Source organism: Pseudomonas sp. IPO3778 (genome assembly GCF_013386825.1).
Lineage (GTDB): Bacteria > Pseudomonadota > Gammaproteobacteria > Pseudomonadales > Pseudomonadaceae > Aquipseudomonas.
The window spans coordinates 96121-116203 of the sequence record NZ_JACARC010000014.1; the positions used below are offsets into that span (position 1 = coordinate 96121).

Here is a 20083-nt window from a genome sequence, read left to right on the forward strand (position 1 = left end):
GCCAAGGGATCTCATCCCCCTGGCCCATTAAACTGAGGAGCAGTGATGCAAACTAAATTATTGATCAACGGCCATCTGGTCGAAGGTGAAGGCCCGGCGCAGCCGGTGTTCAATCCGGCACTGGGCCGGGTACTGGTAGAGATCAAGGAAGCCAGCGAAGCCCAGGTCGACGCCGCCGTGCGCGCCGCCGACAGCGCCTTTGAAGGCTGGTCCCAGACCCCGCCCAAAGACCGCTCGCTGCTGCTGCTCAAACTCGCCGACGCCATCGAAGCCCATGGCGAAGAACTGGCCAAGCTGGAGTCGGACAACTGCGGCAAGCCCTACAGCGCCGCGCTGAACGATGAGATCCCGGCGGTGGCCGACGTGTTCCGCTTCTTCGCCGGCGCCAGCCGCTGCATGAGCGGTTCGGCCGGCGGTGAATACCTGCCGGGACACACCTCGATGATCCGTCGCGACCCGGTGGGCGTGATTGCCTCCATCGCGCCGTGGAACTACCCGCTGATGATGGTCGCCTGGAAAATCGCCCCGGCCCTGGCCGCCGGGAATACCGTGGTGCTCAAGCCGTCGGAACAAACCCCGCTGACCGCGTTGCGTCTGGTGGAGTTGGCCGCTGAAATTTTCCCGGCCGGTGTACTCAACCTGGTGTTTGGCCGTGGGCCGACCGTAGGCAGCCCGCTGGTGAATCATCCGAAAGTGCGCATGGTGTCGCTGACGGGTTCGATTGCCACCGGTGCCAATATCATTTCCAGCACCGCCGACAGCGTCAAACGCATGCACATGGAACTGGGCGGCAAGGCACCGGTGATCATCTTCAACGACGCCGATATCGACGCGGCGGTTGAGGGCATTCGTACCTTTGGTTTCTACAACGCCGGCCAGGATTGCACCGCGGCCTGCCGGATTTATGCACAGGCCGATATCTACGATGCGTTTGTCGAGAAGCTCGGCGCGGCCGTCGCCAGCATCAAGTACGGTTTACAGGATGACCCGGCCACCGAGTTGGGCCCGCTGATCACCGCGCAGCATCGCGATCGTGTCGCCGGCTTTGTGGAGCGTGCGGTGGCGCAATCCCACATCCGCCTGATCACCGGCGGCAAGGCGGTGGAAGGCAACGGGTTCTTCTTTGAGCCGACGGTATTGGCCGATGCGCAGCAGGACGATGAAATCGTGCGCCGCGAGGTGTTCGGGCCAGTGGTTTCGGTGACGAAGTTTAATGACGAGGCCCAGGTATTGGGCTGGGCCAATGATTCGGACTACGGCCTGGCGTCGTCGGTGTGGACCGCCGATGTCGGCCGCGCCCATCGCCTGGCTGCGCGCCTGCAATACGGCTGCACCTGGGTGAATACCCACTTCATGCTGGTCAGCGAAATGCCTCACGGCGGTCAGAAACTGTCTGGCTATGGCAAGGACATGTCCATGTATGGCCTGGAGGACTACACCACCGTTCGCCATGTGATGTTCAAACACTGACCACTACGTTGGTGTTTTTTATCCTGGCGCCTGGCTTCTTGTTCCTGAAGCAGGCGTCAGCTCGACCAGAGGCGGTTGTTCGTTCATTACTCTGTGTCACCGAACTAGGTATGCGTCTAAAGGTGGAGCGCCGAGCGTACGGACTTTCTCGGCAAGCATTCGGTCCTGTGGCCGGGGTCGAAGTTCTCAACATTTCTCAACATCGCGCTAGGCGCCGCACTCGATCCGATACTAGGTTTTATACGGTTCTGGTGCGCGCCCTGTGACGGGTTTTGGCAGGTCGCTGGCGCAGACCTAACGGCAAAAATCGGCCAAAACCGACCTCTCAAACAGGTTCATGAGGGCAATCGACGAGCGCTTGCATTACGTGGCCGAGTTGCACCAATTTCTCTATGGCGAATGGAACAGTCGTTCCACTGATCGAGAGAGGGGTAAAGGCGAGTATCCGAACGGCGAGCGCTCCCGGCTGATTACTCTCAGAGAAGCTAAGGCGGTACCACGAAAATATTGACGGTTTCCATGTAACAGTCGCCCGGTTAGAAGGCGCAGCAAAGAAAGCTGAAACCCTAGCAATGTGTTCTCGCTTAATCTTGAGAAAGTAATTGCCGGCAGTTCCTTGTTCAAAAGTCAGATAGAGATCCTCTCCCTTTGCCTGGAGGTAGAGATAAATCGAACGCCACTTACCTTCGTGGCAGGCGCTGAACACCGCTGGTGTCCCTAACATTTTGCATTCCTTCATCAAGACGGTCTGATGAGGTTTAGCTCATGCTTGGCGAGTCTGCATTTGGAGGCTATTTCTGACCAATTGCTGCCTTTCGCGAACGACAGCTTAGGGTCGAAACCTGCCAGTATCCAACCAGATACCCACAGATTGACGCTGGTCCAAGATAGATACCCGGTCGGTGACCGCCATTAGTGACCACTTTTGGCTGGCCAACTGTTCGTCCAATCCTTTTCGGAGAAACACACTATGGAGGGAACCAGATGCTGGCCGATCCACGCGGCATAGCATTACCGCCTGCTATATTGCCGGCCACCTAACCAGGCAAACCCAATACAAGGAATGTGAAGCTCGCCCCTGTCTTATTGCTCGCCCTACTGACGTCTGGCTGTGCTACAGGCCCCGCCGTCGAATGGGTGACTGTCCGCAACACTGACAAATTCACTGATAAATCCAGCTGCGCGGTCACGGTAGGCACCTATTACACGGGGGGCGGGCTATACACCGTCAGCAATCAATACTACCCATACATTGAAGTGGTAAATGGCGACCTCCGAGTGGGCGTGAAAAGCGGTGGCCGCTTCCTGATCCCGGTCGGCGACGTCCAGCTCAGAGTCGATCAGAACAAGGCATGGACGATCAGCACCAGCGAAACCCCGCTGGACTATGTGCCCGAGGGCCAGCTCAAAGCTATGCAAGCCTACGCACCGAAAGATCCCCAGCAGCAACAAATAGTGGAAAACGCCTACAAGACGGCGATGGATGCTACAGCACGGTCCATGTCGCCGTTTACCGCGTCAACAGGCGAGAAGGCTCAGTCAATTCTCAAAGAAATGCGATCCGGCAAGACGCTTATCTATCGCACTGTTGGCCTGAATCAAGCGGCGTCTACGACCGGGGAATATGTACTGGACCAGTCGCTGGAGGTCGCATTGCGTCAGTGCGGTATCCAATAGGCGCAGGCATCTGCGGTTCTCGCGCATTGTTTCGCGCACGCCCGTCGCGCACCTGGTCAATGCGCGAAGCCCTCCCCCGGCAAGGTTTCACGCCCCCTTCACGCAGCATATTCACGCACTGGGCCGCGTGATGCCCTGGAGGCCCGCAAATGCTCAAGCCTCAGCAAAGACCTCTGGACTGCGCAGTAACTGCGCAAATTGCGCGCAGGAAGTACGCGGTTCAGTACGCACGGTTGGTACGCATTCGGGTGCGTACTGGCAGCAGGTTCGCACTGAGGTTCGCACCTCTGGTTCGCACCCTCTTACGCGAACCTGGTGCGAACCCGGCCAGCGGTCACCACGCTGATTACCACGGGAAGTTACCAATGCGAGCGGTTGCCAGCCGCTGGTTTCCACTGTGGTTTCCACCAAAAGAAGGCGTTCTGACTGGCAACCTCGGGAAATAGCGGCACATTGTCTTGAGGCACTCGCGGCAAGCGTTCGCCCCCATTGGCGAAACACGCTGCACACGACCACGCCCCATCTATTCAGCTACATTCATTCGCATCACCGGAAGGGAGAAGGCTATGCCATCAATGGAAGTAGCTCTTGTGGGCGGAGAGCGGGCTGCGCCAGCGCCAGGCCTTAAAGGCGAGTGTCCGTTGTGCGGAAAACCCGCTCAGGCGAAATGCGGGCCAATCATTCGTTGGCACTGGGCACACGCTGGCCGAAGGCACTGTGACCCATGGATGGAAAACGAAGGCCCCTGGCATCGCGCCTGGAAAGCTCTGTTTCCGTTCGAGTGGCAGGAGGTAGTGGCCTATGACCATGCGGGCGAGAAGCATATCGCTGATGTGAAGCGCCCAGACGGCACAGTGATTGAGCTCCAGAACTCTCAGATGAGCTTTCAGGAGATGAAAAGCCGCGAGGCGTTCTACGGGGAGCGCATGATCTGGATCGTAAACGGGGAGAAGTTCAAGAACCAAATCCGGATCAGTGATTCGTTGCCTGATCCACATCATGAGCGGATGCGTGATTTCAAACTGGGGATGCCGACCTATACAAAATGGTCCAAGCACTTAAGGCAACCATGTCACGACGGCAGCGCCTTTGGATACTTTCTTAAGAGCGATATCGCCGCAGACCCGTCGCGCGGTGCAATGTATGAATTGCATCACGGCAAGGCGTTCGAAAGTGTCGTGGCTAATTCGTACAGAGGCCAACATGCGTGGTCTTGGAAGAATCCCCGGGAAGGGTGGCTTTTGTCCCGGCGCACTGTTGTCTTTGATTTGGGCCAGGGAGAGATGTGGGCGCTAGCTAAATACGGAGACGATGGGGATCTATGCCTTCAGCGTGTGTCGATCAAAGCGCTGATGGATTCTCTGCTATCGGGCGCTGTACCCGATCTTAGCTATGCTGTCAGGCCTGCCCGGGATCTGATCGATCTTCCCGCACTTTGACCACACTTTGACGGAATGGGGGACAAGCATCAGACCAAAACCCACGCCGGGTGGGCGTCTGAGGCTTATCGCGTGGCCAGCCCGTCAAACAAGCGCACCGTTGCCGCCGATACCCCTGACAGACCCCAGACGGATACGGCGCTCTCGGCCCGCCTACTTTTACCTGGCCTTTACCGAACCGCTGGCGAATGTGAGACAGGCATGAGACGGATTCGGCGAGCGCGGCCCCCTGAGATCGCGCAGCGGCCAATGTGGGCGGGGCTCACGCATTAGATGCGGCGAAATCCCGTATCACATCTCTAGGCACTTTGCCGCCGGCAGACTCAAACCACGTAAAAGTGATTCCGGACGCTCACGGCGCCGGTGCTACGCTCTCTCGAAACACGGAGAGCCACCATGACGGATACCAAACTGATAGCCAGCCTGTTCGACCGCCTCAATCAAAACCAACTCGCCCTGGGCGCCGCGGTGGAGGAGCTTTGCAACTGGGTCGAACAGCGCGGATCGGCAGACATTGCCAATAACGTGCGCGGCGCGCTGGAAACGCTCGACGAGAACCTGTTGTTCATTCGCCAGGGCATTGCTGAGCTCACCGTCGCCGGCAGCCTGGGGCAGTCCTAACGCTGGATAGGATTCTGGACAGGCTCTGGACGGCTAGATAGGCCGCAGTTCATCCAGGTCGGCCTGCGAGCTAAAGCCAGCAAAGGCTGGCGGCAGATCTGGCATGCGGCCGGGTAGCTACCTCGTCCAGAAACAGGGGTGAGCCGCGACAGTCGCTTGCGGGACAAGTGGCGCACGATCGAACCCGGCAAACGCGGCCATAATCCTTGACCAGCCTTGACGAAATTTTAGACAGGTCTTGACGGATTTATCTGACGCCACCAGCGGCGGGAACGCTCAAAGCCAAGCAGGACAATGCTTTGCGGGAATTCGCGTGGCTAGGCCAGCACCAGCCTCGTCAAGAATTTAGGAGGAGGCCGTCAAGGTAAATGCTCGATCCAGATTCAAGTACTGAAAATGACATGGAGAAAAATATACATTTCAGGCAGTTACAAAAAAGTGAATTCAGTGAATGGCAAGCCTGTCAACCGGAGTGTAAACTGTCAATCAAAGTGTAAAGTAGCCAAACGGGAGCTCTGATGGGACGCAAAATGAAGAACGCGCCGGTGTATTTCGCCGTCGGCCAAGTGCAGCACAATCCACTGCTGAACCTGAGCACCTTTCTTCCCGCAATCCAGGAGCGCTTGCGGAAAGCTGGCTACCCCGGCTTTAAGCACTCATCCAGCATGCAGTTCACACTGTCTCCTGCTATGGCGTCGTCTGAGAATGACCAAATGCCTCAACCTGGCCTTCAAAAAGTAGACAGGTATTTATTTTCAGACATCTGGGGCAAAAATGGCTTTTTACTACAATCAAATTCGTTAATGTTTCGCACAACCGAATATGACACATTCCCCGAGTTTCTAACTAGACTAGAACTTGGCCTATCTATTTTAGATGAGGTTGTAGGCGGACTTAGCTACTTCGACAGATTGGGGCTTCGGTATTTAGACGCTGTAGCTCCTCGTCCTGGTGAGTCTGTGAATGCATACCTTGCCAATGAAGTAACTGGACTACCAGCCAAGATATCTGATGCGACCTTCGCATATGCTTTCGCTGAAACTTCCATGCTCAGCGAAGGAATTGGCCAAGTTATATCTCGCACTATCATCCAAGCGGGAGTATTGGGGTTCCCACCAGATCTTGGTCCAGATGACCTCGTGATAAACCCGCGATTCAAAGAAATTTCAGGCGAGCATGCGATGATTGACACTGATGGTTTCTCCGAAGGCCGCCATCAGTTTAATCTAGGATTAATCCGCGAAAAACTAGATTCGATACACGGACTTATTGATAAGTGTTTTCATGCGACCGTGTCAGATCATGGTCGTGAACAGTGGAATGCTTAAAGGGAATTAGCATATGAGTATCCAAGCTTTAAGAACAAGCCCTGAGCTTTGTGAAGCTTTCAGAGTAGGTAATTTTATTGACAGGCATCGTGAGTTCAAAGCCTCGACTCCGACAAAAATTTATTCCGCGACAAAATTTGTTAGTGGGATGGGAGCGGCCATCGCATTATTAGTTGGTACTGGTGGGGCTCTGACACCGAGCTACGTTATGGAGCGCGACGTACGAGGATACAAGCTGCACGACTTTGGATATCAGCAAAAGCAGTTTGCTGAGGCTACTGTGCGCACTCAAGTCCATAGCTCGAACGATGACCTTGCATTTGTGAGATCTATTTTCAAACCGTCCGTCACTGAGCTGGCTAGTATTTTCGGCGTGTCTAGGCAGACAATATATAATTGGCAAGCCAATCAGCCCATTGCAGAACAAAATGAAAAGCTGGTAGTCCAGCTGGCCTTGGCTGCGGTAGCCGTCCATGCAGCAGAGCTCGACGTCACGCCGAGTGTTTTGAGGCGTAAGCTTCCAGGAGGAAAGACATTAATGGAGAGCGTTCGTGACGGTATCCCTGGCAGCGACGCCGCCTTCTCTTTAATTGAGATGATTCAAGATGAGGCTAGACAGCGGCAGACGGTAACTAACAGACTAGCAGGTCGCGGCATGCCGGCTGTTGACGTCACAGAAATAGGGAAATCTTACTACAATGAAAAGTCCTAGCGTGTAGCTCAGATGATTAAATGGGGACGCGGTATTGCGTGGAGGCAAGGTCATTTTCTGAGTGCAGAATGCATAGCCGCACTTGGAATTAACGGCGGAGTCGACCCTGAAAAATTAGCAGTAGTAGTCGTCTCCCATGATTGCGACTTGGCTCAACCATCTGACTCTGAAGAGTTTGTGGAAGTGGTCATGGGGACCTTTTTGGACACGTTACCCGATGGTAATTTTACGAACTGTAAAAATCTTCGGCGGCTCCACATTGAATGTTCTGGGGGCAAGAACGTACGTGTGCTTGATCTAGACACTTCAAGAAGACTGCTTTTACACAAAGACTTGATCGACGCTGCAGGCACTGCTTTGGTTCAGCACCAGCCGTGCGAACTGCATAGGATGACGCCTAGAGAGCGCAATATACTTCAGCAGTGGTTAGCCGCACGTTATAAGAGAGCTGCGTTTCCAGACGAGTTCGATCGTCGCCTCAAATATGAAACCGGCGTTGCTGAAAGGCTTGCGAAAGCGTTCAAAGATAGTGGCACGCATGTCATAGCTGTTTTTTTCGATGTGGATCAGGGAGAGGAAAATGCCAGAGACGGCGAGGATGATACTTACGAGCTGACGATCACACTTCTGTACGCCACCAACGATGATCCTCAAGCGTCAAAAAGTATAGCTATGAAGGCTGCCGAGAAAGTCGCGGAAATCTTCAAAGCCCGCTGCTTTCTGGCGAAAAATTCAGTTCAATCCTGGCGGTGGATAGAACTCCAAGATGTCGAGGTTATCGCCGATACCGCCCTCAGCTTTGCTCAGTCCCAACTGCTTACGAGATGGCATGCCGACCATATAAGCCTCCGTACAGATCCTCCACAACCAATGATGTAGTGCATGCTACTGAATGGCTCGGATTGGCCACCACCCCGTTCTGGGGTGGTGACGCGAAGCACTGTCAGGTACGCATAGCACGAGGAAGATATTCGACACCTCGTCCTCAGAGGAAGTCTTTGCAAAGGCTCGTCGAAGCGATCAGGTCATTTTATCGAGACAGTCTGTATTGCTCATCGAGGCGCTACGGACGCACCAACATATCTGCAGATTTCGAAGTTCAGCCAGGATAGCTGTACCGTTTGTCGGAAGCAGGGCGTCGCCTCTTTAGGTTATTTCTCGGAGATCGGATGCAGGTCCGAGGTACCCCAGCAGGCAGTACCATGTATCCCATGGTGTATCCCTTAAAAAAACAAAATAAAAATATCCTTAAAAAACAACATGATAATGTGTAGGTTCAAGTGCCTGTGTAGCCACCAAGTACTAAAAACGGCTTACCGAAAGGTAGGCCGTTTTTTTATGCCCGCTGAAAAGTACACGGCGTCCAGCCGTGGGAACGATCCCGTGACGACGCCTTTTTCGAACGGGAAGCCATCCAAGCTCAACCGTTTAAATCAATTCAAATGAATGCACTTGCGTTTGATATATACGCTATGGTGCTGAAAACCGCCCCTGCCCCGCCCCCTTGCATAAACACCCGATTCGGAGCCCGAATGGACCTTGCGCAGCGCAACAACGTAAATGTATCGGGCCAAGGGCCGGCGACACTGGTGTTCTCCCATGGCTTTGGCTGCGACCAGAGCATGTGGCGTTATCTGGCTCCATCGTTCTCTGACCGGTTCAGGGTCGTCCTCTACGACTTGGTAGGCGCCGGCCGATCAGACCTGCGCGCCTATGACAAAACCCAATACGAACGCCTCGGCCGGTATGCGCAAGACCTTGGCGAAATCATCCATCAGTTCGCCGAAGGCCCGGTCATCCTGGTGGGCCATTCCGTCAGCGCCATGATCGGCGCGCTGGCCGACAGGCAAGCACCGGGGCAAATTGCCGGCCACGTGATGATCGGGCCGTCACCCTGTTACATCGACTCCGGCGACTACGTGGGCGGTTTCACGCTCAAGGACATCCAGTCGCTGCTGGACACCCTGGACAGCAACTACCTGGGCTGGTCGAGCACGATGGCGCCCGCGATCATGGGGGCACCTGACCAGCCTGCACTGGGTGAAGAACTCACCAACAGTTTTTGCCGGACCGAGCCCGATATAGCCAAGCAGTTTGCCCGGGTGACATTCATGGCGGATAACCGCGCCGATGTGAACGGCCTGCAAACCCCCACCCTGATCCTGCAGTCCACAGACGACTTGATCGCTCCCGTGGCCGTGGGCGAGTACTTGCACGCCATTATGCCCAACAGCGAATTTTGCCTGGTCGACAACGTCGGCCACTGCCCTCACATGAGCGCCCCTGAGGCGTGCCGCGTCGCAATGGACGGGTTCCTCCGTCCGTGGGAAGGGCCGACTGGTGGCGTCTGACGCGCCGCTGGCACCCGAGGCTGGCGCCCTGTTCGATGGCGCCCCCTGCGGGCTGGTGGTCACACTGGCGGACGGCACCATCCAACAAGCCAACACCACCTTCAGCGACTGGATCGGCTTTCGCCCGGAGGAACTGGTGGGCAAGCGATTTCAATCGCTGCTGACCATGGGTGGCCGCATTTTCCACCAGACGCACTGGGCGCCCCTCATGCAAATGCAGGGTTCAGTGGCGGAGGTAAAACTGGACCTGGTGCGCCGTGATGGCAGCACCGTCACGATGTTGCTCAACGGCATTCGCAGGGAGCACCCGAGCGGCGTTTTTCACGAACTCGCCTTGTTTGGCACCACCGATCGCGACAAGTACGAACAGGAGTTGCTGAAGGCCAGGCAGCTGGCAGAAGAGTCATTGGCAAAAAAAATTGAAGCCGAAACCGCCTTGCACGAAGCACAAGACAAACTTCAGGTGGCCTATGAAAAGGCCCATCACCGAGCCCTGTTTGCCGAGCAAATGGTCGCCATCGTCAGCCACGATTTAAAAAACCCCATGACCGCCATCAAGATGGCTTCGGACTTTCTCAGCCGCGGTGAGCGCTCGCCCAACGATATCAAGATGATCGGGCATATCAGCCAATCGGCGCACCGGGCAGAACGGATGATTGGCGACTTGCTGGACTTCGCGCTCGCCCGGGCCGGCCGCGGCATTGCCGTCACGCCCAAACCCACAGACCTGCAACGCCTCGTGAAACGCAGCATGGAAGAACTGAGCGTTACCTTCCCGTCTGCGTTGCTGAACGTGAACGTCCAGGGTGAAGGTTCGGTGATTCTGGATGCGGACCGGATTCAGCAGGTCATCGGGAACCTCATCGCCAACGCAGTCGCCTATGGCGATACGGCCCGGCCGATTACCGTTAACGCTCATCTCGACGACCACGCCGCCGTGTTGAGCGTCCAGAACTTTGGCAACCCCATCGCCGCGTCCACGCTGGCCACCCTATTCGAACCGATGACCCGAGGCGTCAGCGGCGACAGCGACGCGCGCAGCGTGGGGCTAGGATTGTTCATCGTCAAACAGATCGCAGAGGCCCATGAGGGGTCGGTGTCGATTGCGTCGACCGCAGAGGCCGGCACGTCCTTCACGGTGACGTTCCCAAGGAACCCTGCCCCTTCACAGGAACGTGATACATGACGTTCCCCACCGCCGGCATTCGCACCGCCCGGCTTTTACTGCTCCCCGCGCAGCCTTCCCACGCTTGTGCCCTGCAAGCGTACCTGCGGGAAAACCGCGATTACCTCCAGGCTTGGGAACCCTCGCGTGACGAGGCGTTTTTTGAACTGGACACCATCACCGAACGCCTCGAAACCATGGCCGACAAAACCGCCAGTGGCGAAGCGTTGCACCTGCTGTTGTTCAGCCAGGACAAGATCGTTGGCGCCTGCAACTTCAGCAACGTCGTGCGCGGTGCATTCCAGGCCTGTCACCTGGGTTACGCGCTGGCTGAGTCCGCCCAAGGCCAGGGCCTGATGCATGAAGCGCTGAAGGCGGCGATTGCTCATGTGTTCGATGAAATGCAACTACACCGCATCATGGCCAACTACCGCCCCGAGAATGAGCGCAGCGCGCGCCTGTTGGCACGGCTGGGTTTTGAGCGGGAGGGTGAAGCGCGGGCGTATCTCAAGATCAACGGGGTGTGGGCCGACCATGTATTGACCGCCCTGATCAACCCCAAAGACAGTTAAACCACTCAGTGGCCCTGGGCGACGTCGCTTACGGCACCCGGACAGGGATTCACCAACTCCGAATACTCAAACTCCGTGAAGTACGGAATCTTCGTCCCCGGAATCATGCCGCCTGCGTACTTCTTCTTCCCGCTCGGCCTGACGGCTTTCGCGCCAGCACCGATCAACAGTGGCTGACCATTGGCCAACAAATAATCCACCATCTCCCGGTGCATCGCGCCATTCCAGTGTTTGTCTGCATCCAGCGGCAGCAGCACAAAGTTGGAGTCCGCCGTAAACATGTTCAGCGCTTCCGCCGCTTCCCGCGAGGTGGCGGTATGGCCGCACAGTACTTCAGCGGTTTTCAGGGAATACGCAGGCACATGCCGGCCACTCTGATACTTGCTCAGGATCAGCCCTTTGCGCGTCAGCACCGCCAAGCCTTGCTCGGCATGGCAGATCGCCTCGTCGCCGTACTTCAGTTTGCAGAAGTTGGTGTAGGAGATGTCGATGATGTCACTGCCGGAAACCCCCAGGTCTTGCTCTATCTGGGCGCGGGCTTGAGGGGTTTGGTACGGGATGCTGCAGCCGCCCAGCAGGAGGGCGGTCACTAGGGTAATCAGCGGTAAAGCACGCATGGAAATTCCAGTCCTTGGAGTGGGAACGTGGCTGGCGATTAACGCGCAACCGGTGAAACCAGAGGGGGTGTTGGGTTTCGCAAGAAACCTGCGGGACAAGCAACCGTTCACGGGATGGCTGCACACGATACAGCCCGTGGTGGGGGCCTTTATACAACCTCCTGGCAAAGCCGGGTAGTTGCGGGTCGCTCTCGTCGTTGTAGACCGTGCCACCCTGGCGCTGTTGCGTCAAACCCCTTGGCGCACAAAACACTGCTCCACCACCGACGTGCCCCACTGCTGCCCTTCCTGCTCGGACGCCAGCACAAAGCCCGCCTGTTCATACAGCGTGCGCGCCACATCCAGGCCTTTGAACGTCCACAGCCGCACCGCCGGGAACCGGTGTTCGTCACAAAAATCCAGCGCCTCTTTCAGCAGCCGTTTACCCACACCCTGACCGTGGGCCGACGGGTCCAGGATGAAGCAGCGCAAGATCGCCTCGCCGTTTTCGCCCTCGCCATCAATGGCGATCGAACCCACAATCTGCGTGCCATCCAGCACCGCCCACACGTCGTTGCGCGGGTTGGCCAGGCGCCCCATCAACTCGGCCATGTCCGCTGCCACCAGGCTTTCGAACGGCTGGCCAAAATTCGCATGTTTGGCGTAGTACTCGGCGTGCATCTGCGCGATGCGCCCGATCACGCCCGGGCGGTAGCCACGGGCAATTCTGTAAGGCCTGGGTTGCCGGGCACCGGTGCGTTGGGTGTGCAGGGCACCGGCGTATTGATCCAGCCCGCGGCTGACGGCCTGTTGCTGTTCGCTGGACAGGTCAGCAATCGCCTCGCCCACCTGCCGCCGGGCAAAGGCTTCGATGTCACCCCGGGTGTGCTGGCCTCGCGCGGTGAGCCGCAGTTTTTTCGAGCGGGCGTCGTCCTCGTTGGCAAACTCTTCCAGCTCGCCGGCCTCGATCAGCTTGCGCACCATGCGGCTCACTGACGATTTTTCCAGCCCCAGCAACGTGACCAGCTCCGCCGCCGTCAGCGGTCCACGCTCGCCTATTTCGACGAGGGTGTGCACCGATGACGGTGGATAACGGCTGGCCGCCAACTTCGGCTGCATAAAACCCAGCTCTCGCACCATAAGACGCGAGGCGCAGCGGATCTGATCGATAAGGTCTGGCCGGGAACGGTTCACGGGAAAAGCCTTTGCCTGAAGAGATGGATATTTAGTTGTATCGCACAACCATATGCAAATCAACTGGCGCGCACTTGCCAAATAGCGGCGCAGCGATGAAGATGAGATTCATTATCAAACAAACATGTTTCGGGTTTACGCCATGCCCTGCGAGCAACACATCGTGCAAACCCTGTATGCAGACCACCATCGCTGGCTCTGCGGGTGGCTGCGCAAACGCCTGGGTTGCGTCGACCACGCGGCGGACCTGGCCCAGGACACCTTCGTGCGGGTGCTGACCCAACGCTCCACGCAACCGTTGCGCGAGCCCCGCGCGTACCTGAGCACCATCGCCCGCAGCCTGATGATCGACATGTTCCGCCGTCGCGCACTGGAGCAGGCCTATCTGGAAACCCTGGCCGCCCGCCCCGAAGCGCTGGATATCTCGCCTGAAACCCGCCTGCTGATCATCGAAACCCTGGTGGAAATCGACCGCTTGCTCGACGGCCTCGGCGGTCGCACCCGGGAGATTTTCCTGATGGCCCAACTCGATGGCTTGAGCTACGTGGAGATCGGGCGGCAGTTGAAGGTGTCGGTCAACACCGTGAAGAAACATGCGGTGCGCGCCCTGATGCATTGCTTGCTGGCAGCCGAGGAGTAAGCCGTGGCACTGGATCATGCGACCCTCGAAGCGGCCGCACGCTGGTACGTGGACCTGCGTTGCGACGAGCTGGATGACACCACCCGTGAAGCCCATCGGCGCTGGCTCGACGGTGACCCGCGTCACCGCCAGGCATGGGAGCGGCTGACCCGTTTGCAGGAGCGCTTTGAGCGCGTCGGCCCGGGCATCGCACGCCCTACGCTCAGCAGTGCCCGCGCCAAGCGGCGTGAAGTGCTTAAGGTGCTGTCGCTGCTAGTGGCGGCGGGCGGCACGGGCGCGTTGGCATGGCGTACCACCCCGCTGCCGTCGCTGATGGCCGACCAGCGCACCGCCACCGGGGAGCACCGCCGCTTGCGCCTGGACGACGGCAGTCAATTGCAGTTGAACACGGCCACCGCGGTGAATATCAGTTACAGCCCGCACCTGCGGGAAGTGCAATTGCTCAGCGGTGAAATCCTCATCGACACCGCCCGCGACACACAGGCCCGGCCGTTCGTGGTGCACACCCGCGAAGGCAGTATCCGCGCCCTGGGCACGCGGTTCATCGTGCGCAGTGCAGCCGATCGCACCCACGTCTGCGTGCTGGAACATGCCGTAGAAGTGCGCACCGCCCACCTGAGCCCCACGGTGCGGGTGGAGGCCGGCCAGCAGCTGGCGTTCAGTGAAGACGCGGCCGGCAACGTGCAACCGGCAAGCCAACAAGCCGACGCCTGGACCCACGGCATGCTGGTAGTAAATGACTGGCGACTGGGGGATTTCATCAGTGAATTGCAACGCTACCGTCCCGGTCACCTTGCCTGCGACCCGACGGTGGCAGCGATGCGTATTTCGGGGGCGTTTCAGTTGGCCAACACCGACACCATCCTCGAAAACCTGACTTCCACCCTGCCGGTGCGCGTGCGCCAATTCAGCCGCTACTGGACCCGCGTGGAACCCGCTTGAAGGCCCGCCCAAAAATAAATCTCGGCGAGGGGTTGTTGATTCTGATTCTCGTTCGACTTGGTAGATAGAGGCGCCACCGACGCCACCACCACTGCCACAGGGCGAAAGGAAACCGCATGTCCGCGCACACCCCGATGATTGAAACCCCACCCGCCAGCCTGCCCCGCGCCCTACGCCGGGCTGCACTCGGCATGGCGCTGGCGACTGCGGCGATTGCCCCGGCAGCCTGGGCCCAGGGCGCCGCTGAAAGTCAGTTCGATATTCCCGCCGGTTCCGTGAACAGCGCGCTGGCACAGTTCGCCGCCACCGCGGGGGTGAATATTTCTTTCGAACCCGGTGCGGCCCAAGGGCAACAATCTGCCGGTTTGCATGGCCGCTACACCGTGGACTCAGGTCTGCGCCAACTGCTGGCCGGCAGCCAATTGCAGGCCGTGTTGCTGAGCAATGGCAGCTACTCGCTGATCCCGAGGGTGGACGGCACGGTGCAACTGGACCCCACCAGCATCTCCGGTAAAGCCACTGAACCCGCCTCCGGCCCGATGGAAGGCTACGTCGCCACCCGCAGCAGCAGCGGGTCGAAGACCGACACGCCGATCATCGAAATCCCGCAGTCGGTCTCGGTGATCACCCGCCAGCAGATGCAGGCCCAGGGTGCGCAGACCGTCACCGATGCGTTGCGCTATGTGCCGGGCGTCAAGGTCGAAGCCTACGGCCTGGACCCCAAGGGTTTTGACTGGCTGTACATCCGAGGCTTCAACGGCCAGGCCAGCAGCGACTACCTCAACGGCCTGCGCCAGCAGAACAACAGCTATGCGTTTTTCCGCAGCGAGCCTTACGCCTTCGACCGCATCGACGTGGTACGCGGCCCGGCCTCCAGCCTGTTCGGCCAGGGCGACGCGGGCGGCATCATCAACCGCGTGAGCAAGAAGCCCGAGGCCAACCACGTCAACGAGGTGCAGCTCACCGGCGGCAACCATGATCGAATGCAGGGCCAGTTCGACATCGGCGGCGCGCTGGATGACGACCAACACCTGCTGTACCGCGTGGTCGGCCTGGCCCGCGATGCCGACACCCAGGTCGAATACGCCGACGGCCACGAGCTGAAGGACGACCGTCTGTACATCGCGCCTTCCTTCACCTGGACACCGGACGAAGACACCAGCCTGACGGTGCTCACCGATTTCCTGCGTGACCACAACGGCGGCTCGCTGTTTGCCTACAGCACGCCCAACGGCCACACCACCAACATCTTGATGGGCGACCACAGCTTCAACCACCTGGACCAGGAGCAATACAGCCTGGGCTACGAGTTCCGCCATCGCCTGAATGACACCTGGGAATTCCGCCAGAACGCACGCTACGGCCAGGTCGACGTGATCTTCCAGAACCTGCTGCCCGCCGCCGTCAACACCAGCACCGGCAACGTGACGCGCATCGCCGACCGCTTCGACCAGCACATGGACACCTTCAACCTCGACAACCAATTGCAGGCCGACTTCACCACCGGCCCGCTGACCCACAAGCTGCTGATGGGCTTGGACTACACTTGGCAAGACGCCGATATCACCCGCTGGCGCACCCTCGCACCGAACCTGAACCTCTACGACCCGCAGTATGGCAAGGACATCACCCGGCCCACCTCCGCCAACAGCTTGAGCTCGATCGACTACGACCAGACCATCGAGCAAGTGGGCGGTTACCTGCAGGACCAGATCAAGTTTGACGACCACTGGATCCTCACCGCCGGCGGCCGTTATGACTACGTGCGCAACGCGCTGGACAACCACGTGGGTGCATCCACCAACCAGAAAGACAACGCCTTCACCGGCCGCGTGGGCCTGACCTACCTCACCGAGTTCGGCCTGGCGCCGTACGTCAGCTACGCCGAGTCATTCACCCCCAACACCGGCACGGACCGCAATGGCAGCGCCTTCGACCCGAGCATGGCCCACCAGTGGGAAATGGGCGTGAAGTACCAGCCCACCGACGCCATCCTGATGACCCTGGCGGCCTACGACCTGACCAAGACCAATGTGCTGACCAACGAGATTGTCGGCGGTGTGAACACCGGCTTCACCGTGGCCTCGGGCGAGCAGCAATCGAAAGGCATCGAAGCCGAGATCAAGGCCCGCCTCGACCAGAATTGGGACCTGATCGCCTCATACACCTACACCCACGCTGAAATCACCAAGAGCAACCGTGGCGATGAAGGCAACCGCCCGGCCAACGTGCCCAAGCACATGGCGTCGACGTGGCTGAACTACACCTTCCACGACACGGCGCTCAACGGCCTGAGCCTGGGCGGCGGCGCGCGGTACACCGGGGCCTTGTATGGCGATAACGGCAACACTTATCACATCGACAACTACACCCTGTTCGACGCGGGCGTGAGCTACCCGATCAACAAGAACGTGACGGTCTCGGTGAATGCCCAGAACCTGCTGGACACCGAGTATGTGGCGACCTGTGATGACACCTATGAGTGTTACCCGGGGCTGCGGCGTACGTTGCTGACCAGCGTTAAATACACGTGGTGATGGGGGGCGAGGGGGCTTGCCCCCCGTTGGAGTGCGCAGCGCTCCTGCTTTCTGGGGCCGCTTCGCAGCCCAACGGGGGGCAAGCCCCCTCGCCACAACAAGCCTCTCATCACCCCAGTCGGGCCTGAAAACCCATTCAAGCTCCCCTCCTCCAAACCACTGATGTACATTCACCTGCACGGACAACAGATCATTCTCAAATGAACGGAGTCATCGCGTGCTTTCGATTTTCCCCCGTCAACGCCTTACCACCCTCTCACTGATTACCGTCGCCCTCACCCTTGCCGCCTGCCACAGCGCCACCGCGCCTGAACTGCCGCCCGCTCCGGAACTCGGCTCGGGCTACCGCACCGACATGAGCGCCCGCCACGCCGAACGTCATATGGCCGCCGCCGCCAACCCGCTGGCCGCCGAAGCCGGGCGGGAGATCCTGCGCAAGGGCGGCTCGGCCATCGATGCGGCGATTGCCATGCAAGCCGTGCTGACCCTGGTGGAACCGCAGTCTTCCGGGATCGGTGGCGGCGCGTTCATCATGCTGTGGGACGGCAAGCAGGTGCATGCCTATGACGGGCGTGAAACCGCACCGGCAGGCGCCACTGAGCGGTTGTTCCTCAACGCCGACGGCACGCCGATGGCGTTCCCCCAGGCTCAGATTGGCGGGCGCTCGGTGGCAACGCCCGGCGTGTTGCGCGCCCTGGAGATGGCCCACAAAAAGACCGGCCACCTGCAATGGGCAACGCTGTTCGAGCCGGCCATTCGCCTGGCCGAACAGGGCTTCCCGATCTCGGCGCGCCTGCACAGCCTGATCGCCGCCGACCGCTATATCACCCGCTCGCCGGAAATGACCGCCTACTTCCTGAACGCCGACGGCAGCCCCAAGGCCACCGGTACGCTGCTGAAAAACCCGGCGCTGGCCAACGTCTTCAAGCGCATCGCCAAGGAAGGGCCGGACGCGCTGTACCACGGCCCGATTGCCGAAGAAATATCCCGCAAGGTGCAGGGCAACAGCAACGCCGGCAGCCTGACGCTGACCGACCTCAAAGGTTACAGCGCGGTTGAGCGGGCACCGTTGTGCACCGACTACAAACGCTGGAAAGTCTGCGGCATGCCGCCACCGTCGTCGGGCGGGATCGCCATCGCGCAGATCCTCGGCACCTTGCAGGCCCTGGAAGCCCGCGACCCGCGCCTGGCGTTGGCGCCGTTGAAGCCGGTGAAAAACGACTCCCCGGCAGGCCTGGAGCCGGTACCCGAAGCGGTGCACCTGATCGCTGAAGCCGACCGCCTGGCCTATGCCGACCGCGCCCAGTACGTGGCCGACTCCGACTACGTGCCGGTGCCGGTTGCCGGGCTGGTCGCACCGGATTACCTGGCCGGCCGCGCGGCGCTGATTGGTGAACGCAGCATGGGCGTCGCCAAGCCGGGTAAGCCTGCCGGAATTCAAGTGGCCTACGCGCCGGATCGCTCGCCACTGCGCATTTCCACCTCGCAAGTGGTGGCGGTGGATGACGTGGGTGGCGCGGTGTCGATGACCACTACCGTGGAGTCCGCATTCGGTTCCCATGTGATGGTCCAGGGTTTTTTGCTGAATAACCAGATGACCGACTTCTCGTTCATTCCCGAAGAGAACGGCCAGCCGGTGGCCAACCGGATTGAGCCAGGCAAACGCCCGCGTTCGTCGATGGCACCGACGCTGGTGTTTGATCGCCAGAGCGGCGAGCTGGTGGCCACGGTCGGTTCACCGGGCGGATCACAGATCATCGAATATGTGAGCAAATCCCTGGTGGCCATGCTCGACTGGAACCTCGACCCGCAAGCCGCCGTCGGCCTGCCCAACTTCGGCAGCCGCAACGGCGCTACCGAGCTGGAAGCCGGCTTGTTCAGTGCGCCGTTGAAACAGGCGCTGAAGGACAAGGGCCACGCCCTGAGTGAAATCGACATGACCAGCGGCGCCCAGGCAATCGTTCGGGTGCGAGACGCCCAGGGCAAGGTGTCGCTGATCGGCGGGGCGGACCCACGTCGTGAAGGCGAGGCCCTCGGGGATTGATGTGACTCACCGGAGAACTGCGCGTGCATAAGGCAAATAACCTCGGCGCCCTGGTGGGCGTCGACCATGGGTTCTGTTCGATTGACGACCCGTTGCGGCCTGACGAGGTGTTCATCTGCAAGCAGGTGCACAGCGCCACGACCATTGAATGGCGCCCGGAGCTGGTCGCCAATACGGTTGAAGCCGATGGGGTTTTCAGCCGGGATGTGCGGCCGATCGCGGTGATCACGGCCGACTGTTTACCGCTGCTGATGGCCTCGGAGAGCGGAGATTTTGTCGCGGCAATTCATGGTGGCTGGAAGGGGCTTCAAGGCGGGATTATCGCCAATGCCATGCAACGGTTTACCGCCGAGGGCGTGGCGCTGGACCAATTGCGGGTTGCGATCGGGCCGTCGATCAAGCCGTGTTGCTATGAGGTGAGCGGCGAGTTTGTCGCGCAGTTGCAGGCGAGCCAGGGTCACTTATGGCCGGACGGGAATGCGCCGTGGACGTTCGAGCAGCCGGGGCCGTTGTTGGCACCGGAGATTCAGCCGCCAGAACCCAGGCAGGCCTTGAGTGCGTGGTTTGATTTGAGCCGTTATGCGCTGATCTTGCTGGAGGCGGCGGGAATCAGGCGTGAACAGGTCGAGGTGAGTGAGGTGTGTACGTATTGCACCTCGCCGGCGTTTGCGAGTTATCGCCGAAGGACCCATGACAGCACGGAAAGGAAGACGTTGCTGTATTCGTGGATTTCGCGAAAAGCACAACGATAAAGCGACCTATAACAACACCGTCTCCGGCAACACTCAATTTGTG

At 59.2% G+C, this 20083-nt stretch carries 18 protein-coding genes; 15 read left to right on the plus strand and 3 right to left on the minus strand.

All coding sequences use genetic code 11. From position 1 onward, the window contains the following. Positions 1-45 precede the first annotated feature (45 nt). Entirely contained in the window at positions 46-1470 is a 1425-nt protein-coding gene (locus tag HX855_RS05340; protein ID WP_177087320.1) for a gamma-aminobutyraldehyde dehydrogenase, read from the plus strand. 325 nt (positions 1471-1795) lie between these two features. Here HX855_RS05340 and HX855_RS05345 read toward each other — a convergent pair whose 3' ends face one another. After that, positions 1796-2194 (minus strand): hypothetical protein, encoded by a 399-nt coding sequence (locus tag HX855_RS05345; protein WP_177087318.1) that lies wholly within the window; start codon positions 2192-2194, stop codon positions 1796-1798. A 413-nt stretch (positions 2195-2607) separates the two neighbouring features. Here HX855_RS05345 and HX855_RS05350 point away from each other — a divergent pair, with 413 nt between their 5' ends. The 9 genes from HX855_RS05350 (at position 2608) to HX855_RS05390 (ending at position 11335) form a co-directional block, all read left to right on the plus strand. Then, a complete protein-coding gene (locus HX855_RS05350) occupies positions 2608-3147 on the plus strand; it encodes a hypothetical protein (protein ID WP_309139808.1) in 540 nt (179 codons plus the stop codon). Positions 3148-3722: 575 nt separating this feature from the next. Then, positions 3723-4586 (plus strand): competence protein CoiA, encoded by an 864-nt coding sequence (locus HX855_RS05355; protein WP_177087478.1) that lies wholly within the window; start codon positions 3723-3725, stop codon positions 4584-4586. Between the two features lie 396 nt (positions 4587-4982). After that, complete coding sequence (locus HX855_RS05360; RefSeq protein WP_177087314.1) at positions 4983-5207, plus strand: hypothetical protein; 225 nt, start codon at positions 4983-4985, stop codon at positions 5205-5207. Positions 5208-5725: 518 nt separating this feature from the next. Continuing rightward, positions 5726-6535: a TIGR04255 family protein gene (locus HX855_RS05365; protein WP_177087312.1), complete on the plus strand. Its 810-nt coding sequence runs from the start codon at positions 5726-5728 to the stop codon at positions 6533-6535. Between the two features lie 13 nt (positions 6536-6548). Beyond that, complete coding sequence (locus HX855_RS05370; RefSeq protein WP_177087310.1) at positions 6549-7247, plus strand: Cro/Cl family transcriptional regulator; 699 nt, start codon at positions 6549-6551, stop codon at positions 7245-7247. Positions 7248-7259: 12 nt separating this feature from the next. Continuing rightward, complete coding sequence (locus HX855_RS05375; RefSeq protein WP_177087308.1) at positions 7260-8126, plus strand: hypothetical protein; 867 nt, start codon at positions 7260-7262, stop codon at positions 8124-8126. A 653-nt stretch (positions 8127-8779) separates the two neighbouring features. Next, complete coding sequence (locus HX855_RS05380; protein WP_177087306.1) at positions 8780-9598, plus strand: alpha/beta fold hydrolase; 819 nt, start codon at positions 8780-8782, stop codon at positions 9596-9598. Next, the gene (locus HX855_RS05385) at positions 9588-10784 is read left to right on the plus strand and encodes a PAS domain-containing sensor histidine kinase (RefSeq protein WP_177087304.1); all 1197 of its coding nucleotides are present in this window, start codon (positions 9588-9590) and stop codon (positions 10782-10784) included. Before HX855_RS05380 ends, HX855_RS05385 begins: the two co-directional genes overlap by 11 nt. Beyond that, on the plus strand, positions 10781-11335 hold the full coding sequence (locus HX855_RS05390) for a GNAT family N-acetyltransferase (protein ID WP_177087302.1): 555 nt from the start codon (positions 10781-10783) through the stop codon (positions 11333-11335). The genes HX855_RS05385 and HX855_RS05390 overlap by 4 nt, the downstream gene beginning before the upstream one ends. 5 nt (positions 11336-11340) lie before the next feature. Here HX855_RS05390 and HX855_RS05395 read toward each other — a convergent pair whose 3' ends face one another. Continuing rightward, positions 11341-11952 (minus strand): hypothetical protein, encoded by a 612-nt coding sequence (locus tag HX855_RS05395; RefSeq protein ID WP_177087300.1) that lies wholly within the window; start codon positions 11950-11952, stop codon positions 11341-11343. Between the two features lie 228 nt (positions 11953-12180). Further along, the gene (locus HX855_RS05400; protein ID WP_218175885.1) at positions 12181-13071 is read right to left on the minus strand and encodes a bifunctional helix-turn-helix transcriptional regulator/GNAT family N-acetyltransferase; all 891 of its coding nucleotides are present in this window, start codon (positions 13069-13071) and stop codon (positions 12181-12183) included. 196 nt (positions 13072-13267) lie between these two features. Here HX855_RS05400 and HX855_RS05405 point away from each other — a divergent pair, with 196 nt between their 5' ends. The 5 genes from HX855_RS05405 to HX855_RS05425 all read left to right on the plus strand — a co-directional run bounded on the left by HX855_RS05405 (position 13268) and on the right by HX855_RS05425 (position 20040). Further along, positions 13268-13765 carry a sigma-70 family RNA polymerase sigma factor gene (locus HX855_RS05405; RefSeq protein ID WP_177087296.1) on the plus strand — a complete coding sequence of 166 codons (498 nt, stop codon included), beginning with the start codon at positions 13268-13270 and terminating at the stop codon, positions 13763-13765. Between the two features lie 3 nt (positions 13766-13768). Further along, entirely contained in the window at positions 13769-14707 is a 939-nt protein-coding gene (locus HX855_RS05410; RefSeq protein WP_177087294.1) for a FecR domain-containing protein, read from the plus strand. Between the two features lie 116 nt (positions 14708-14823). Further along, positions 14824-17244 carry a TonB-dependent siderophore receptor gene (locus tag HX855_RS05415; RefSeq protein WP_177087292.1) on the plus strand — a complete coding sequence of 807 codons (2421 nt, stop codon included), beginning with the start codon at positions 14824-14826 and terminating at the stop codon, positions 17242-17244. Between the two features lie 217 nt (positions 17245-17461). Then, the gene (ggt, locus tag HX855_RS05420; RefSeq protein ID WP_177087291.1) at positions 17462-19288 is read left to right on the plus strand and encodes a gamma-glutamyltransferase; all 1827 of its coding nucleotides are present in this window, start codon (positions 17462-17464) and stop codon (positions 19286-19288) included. A gap of 23 nt (positions 19289-19311) precedes the next feature. Then, positions 19312-20040 (plus strand): polyphenol oxidase family protein, encoded by a 729-nt coding sequence (locus tag HX855_RS05425; protein WP_177087289.1) that lies wholly within the window; start codon positions 19312-19314, stop codon positions 20038-20040. The last annotated feature ends 43 nt before the right edge of the window (positions 20041-20083 follow it).

What these genes read in the sequence shown, in the direction of transcription:
- HX855_RS05340 (WP_177087320.1), top strand. Translation starts at nt 46, where the DNA reads ATGCAAACTAAATTATTGATCAACGGCCATCTGGTCGAAGGTGAAGGC.
- HX855_RS05345 (WP_177087318.1), bottom strand. Translation starts at nt 2,194, where the DNA reads ATGTTAGGGACACCAGCGGTGTTCAGCGCCTGCCACGAAGGTAAGTGG.
- HX855_RS05355 (WP_177087478.1), top strand. Translation starts at nt 3,723, where the DNA reads ATGGAAGTAGCTCTTGTGGGCGGAGAGCGGGCTGCGCCAGCGCCAGGC.
- HX855_RS05360 (WP_177087314.1), top strand. Translation starts at nt 4,983, where the DNA reads ATGACGGATACCAAACTGATAGCCAGCCTGTTCGACCGCCTCAATCAA.
- HX855_RS05365 (WP_177087312.1), top strand. Translation starts at nt 5,726, where the DNA reads ATGGGACGCAAAATGAAGAACGCGCCGGTGTATTTCGCCGTCGGCCAA.
- HX855_RS05370 (WP_177087310.1), top strand. Translation starts at nt 6,549, where the DNA reads ATGAGTATCCAAGCTTTAAGAACAAGCCCTGAGCTTTGTGAAGCTTTC.
- HX855_RS05375 (WP_177087308.1), top strand. Translation starts at nt 7,260, where the DNA reads ATGATTAAATGGGGACGCGGTATTGCGTGGAGGCAAGGTCATTTTCTG.
- HX855_RS05380 (WP_177087306.1), top strand. Translation starts at nt 8,780, where the DNA reads ATGGACCTTGCGCAGCGCAACAACGTAAATGTATCGGGCCAAGGGCCG.
- HX855_RS05390 (WP_177087302.1), top strand. Translation starts at nt 10,781, where the DNA reads ATGACGTTCCCCACCGCCGGCATTCGCACCGCCCGGCTTTTACTGCTC.
- HX855_RS05395 (WP_177087300.1), bottom strand. Translation starts at nt 11,952, where the DNA reads ATGCGTGCTTTACCGCTGATTACCCTAGTGACCGCCCTCCTGCTGGGC.
- HX855_RS05400 (WP_218175885.1), bottom strand. Translation starts at nt 13,071, where the DNA reads ATGGTGCGAGAGCTGGGTTTTATGCAGCCGAAGTTGGCGGCCAGCCGT.
- HX855_RS05405 (WP_177087296.1), top strand. Translation starts at nt 13,268, where the DNA reads ATGCCCTGCGAGCAACACATCGTGCAAACCCTGTATGCAGACCACCAT.
- HX855_RS05415 (WP_177087292.1), top strand. Translation starts at nt 14,824, where the DNA reads ATGTCCGCGCACACCCCGATGATTGAAACCCCACCCGCCAGCCTGCCC.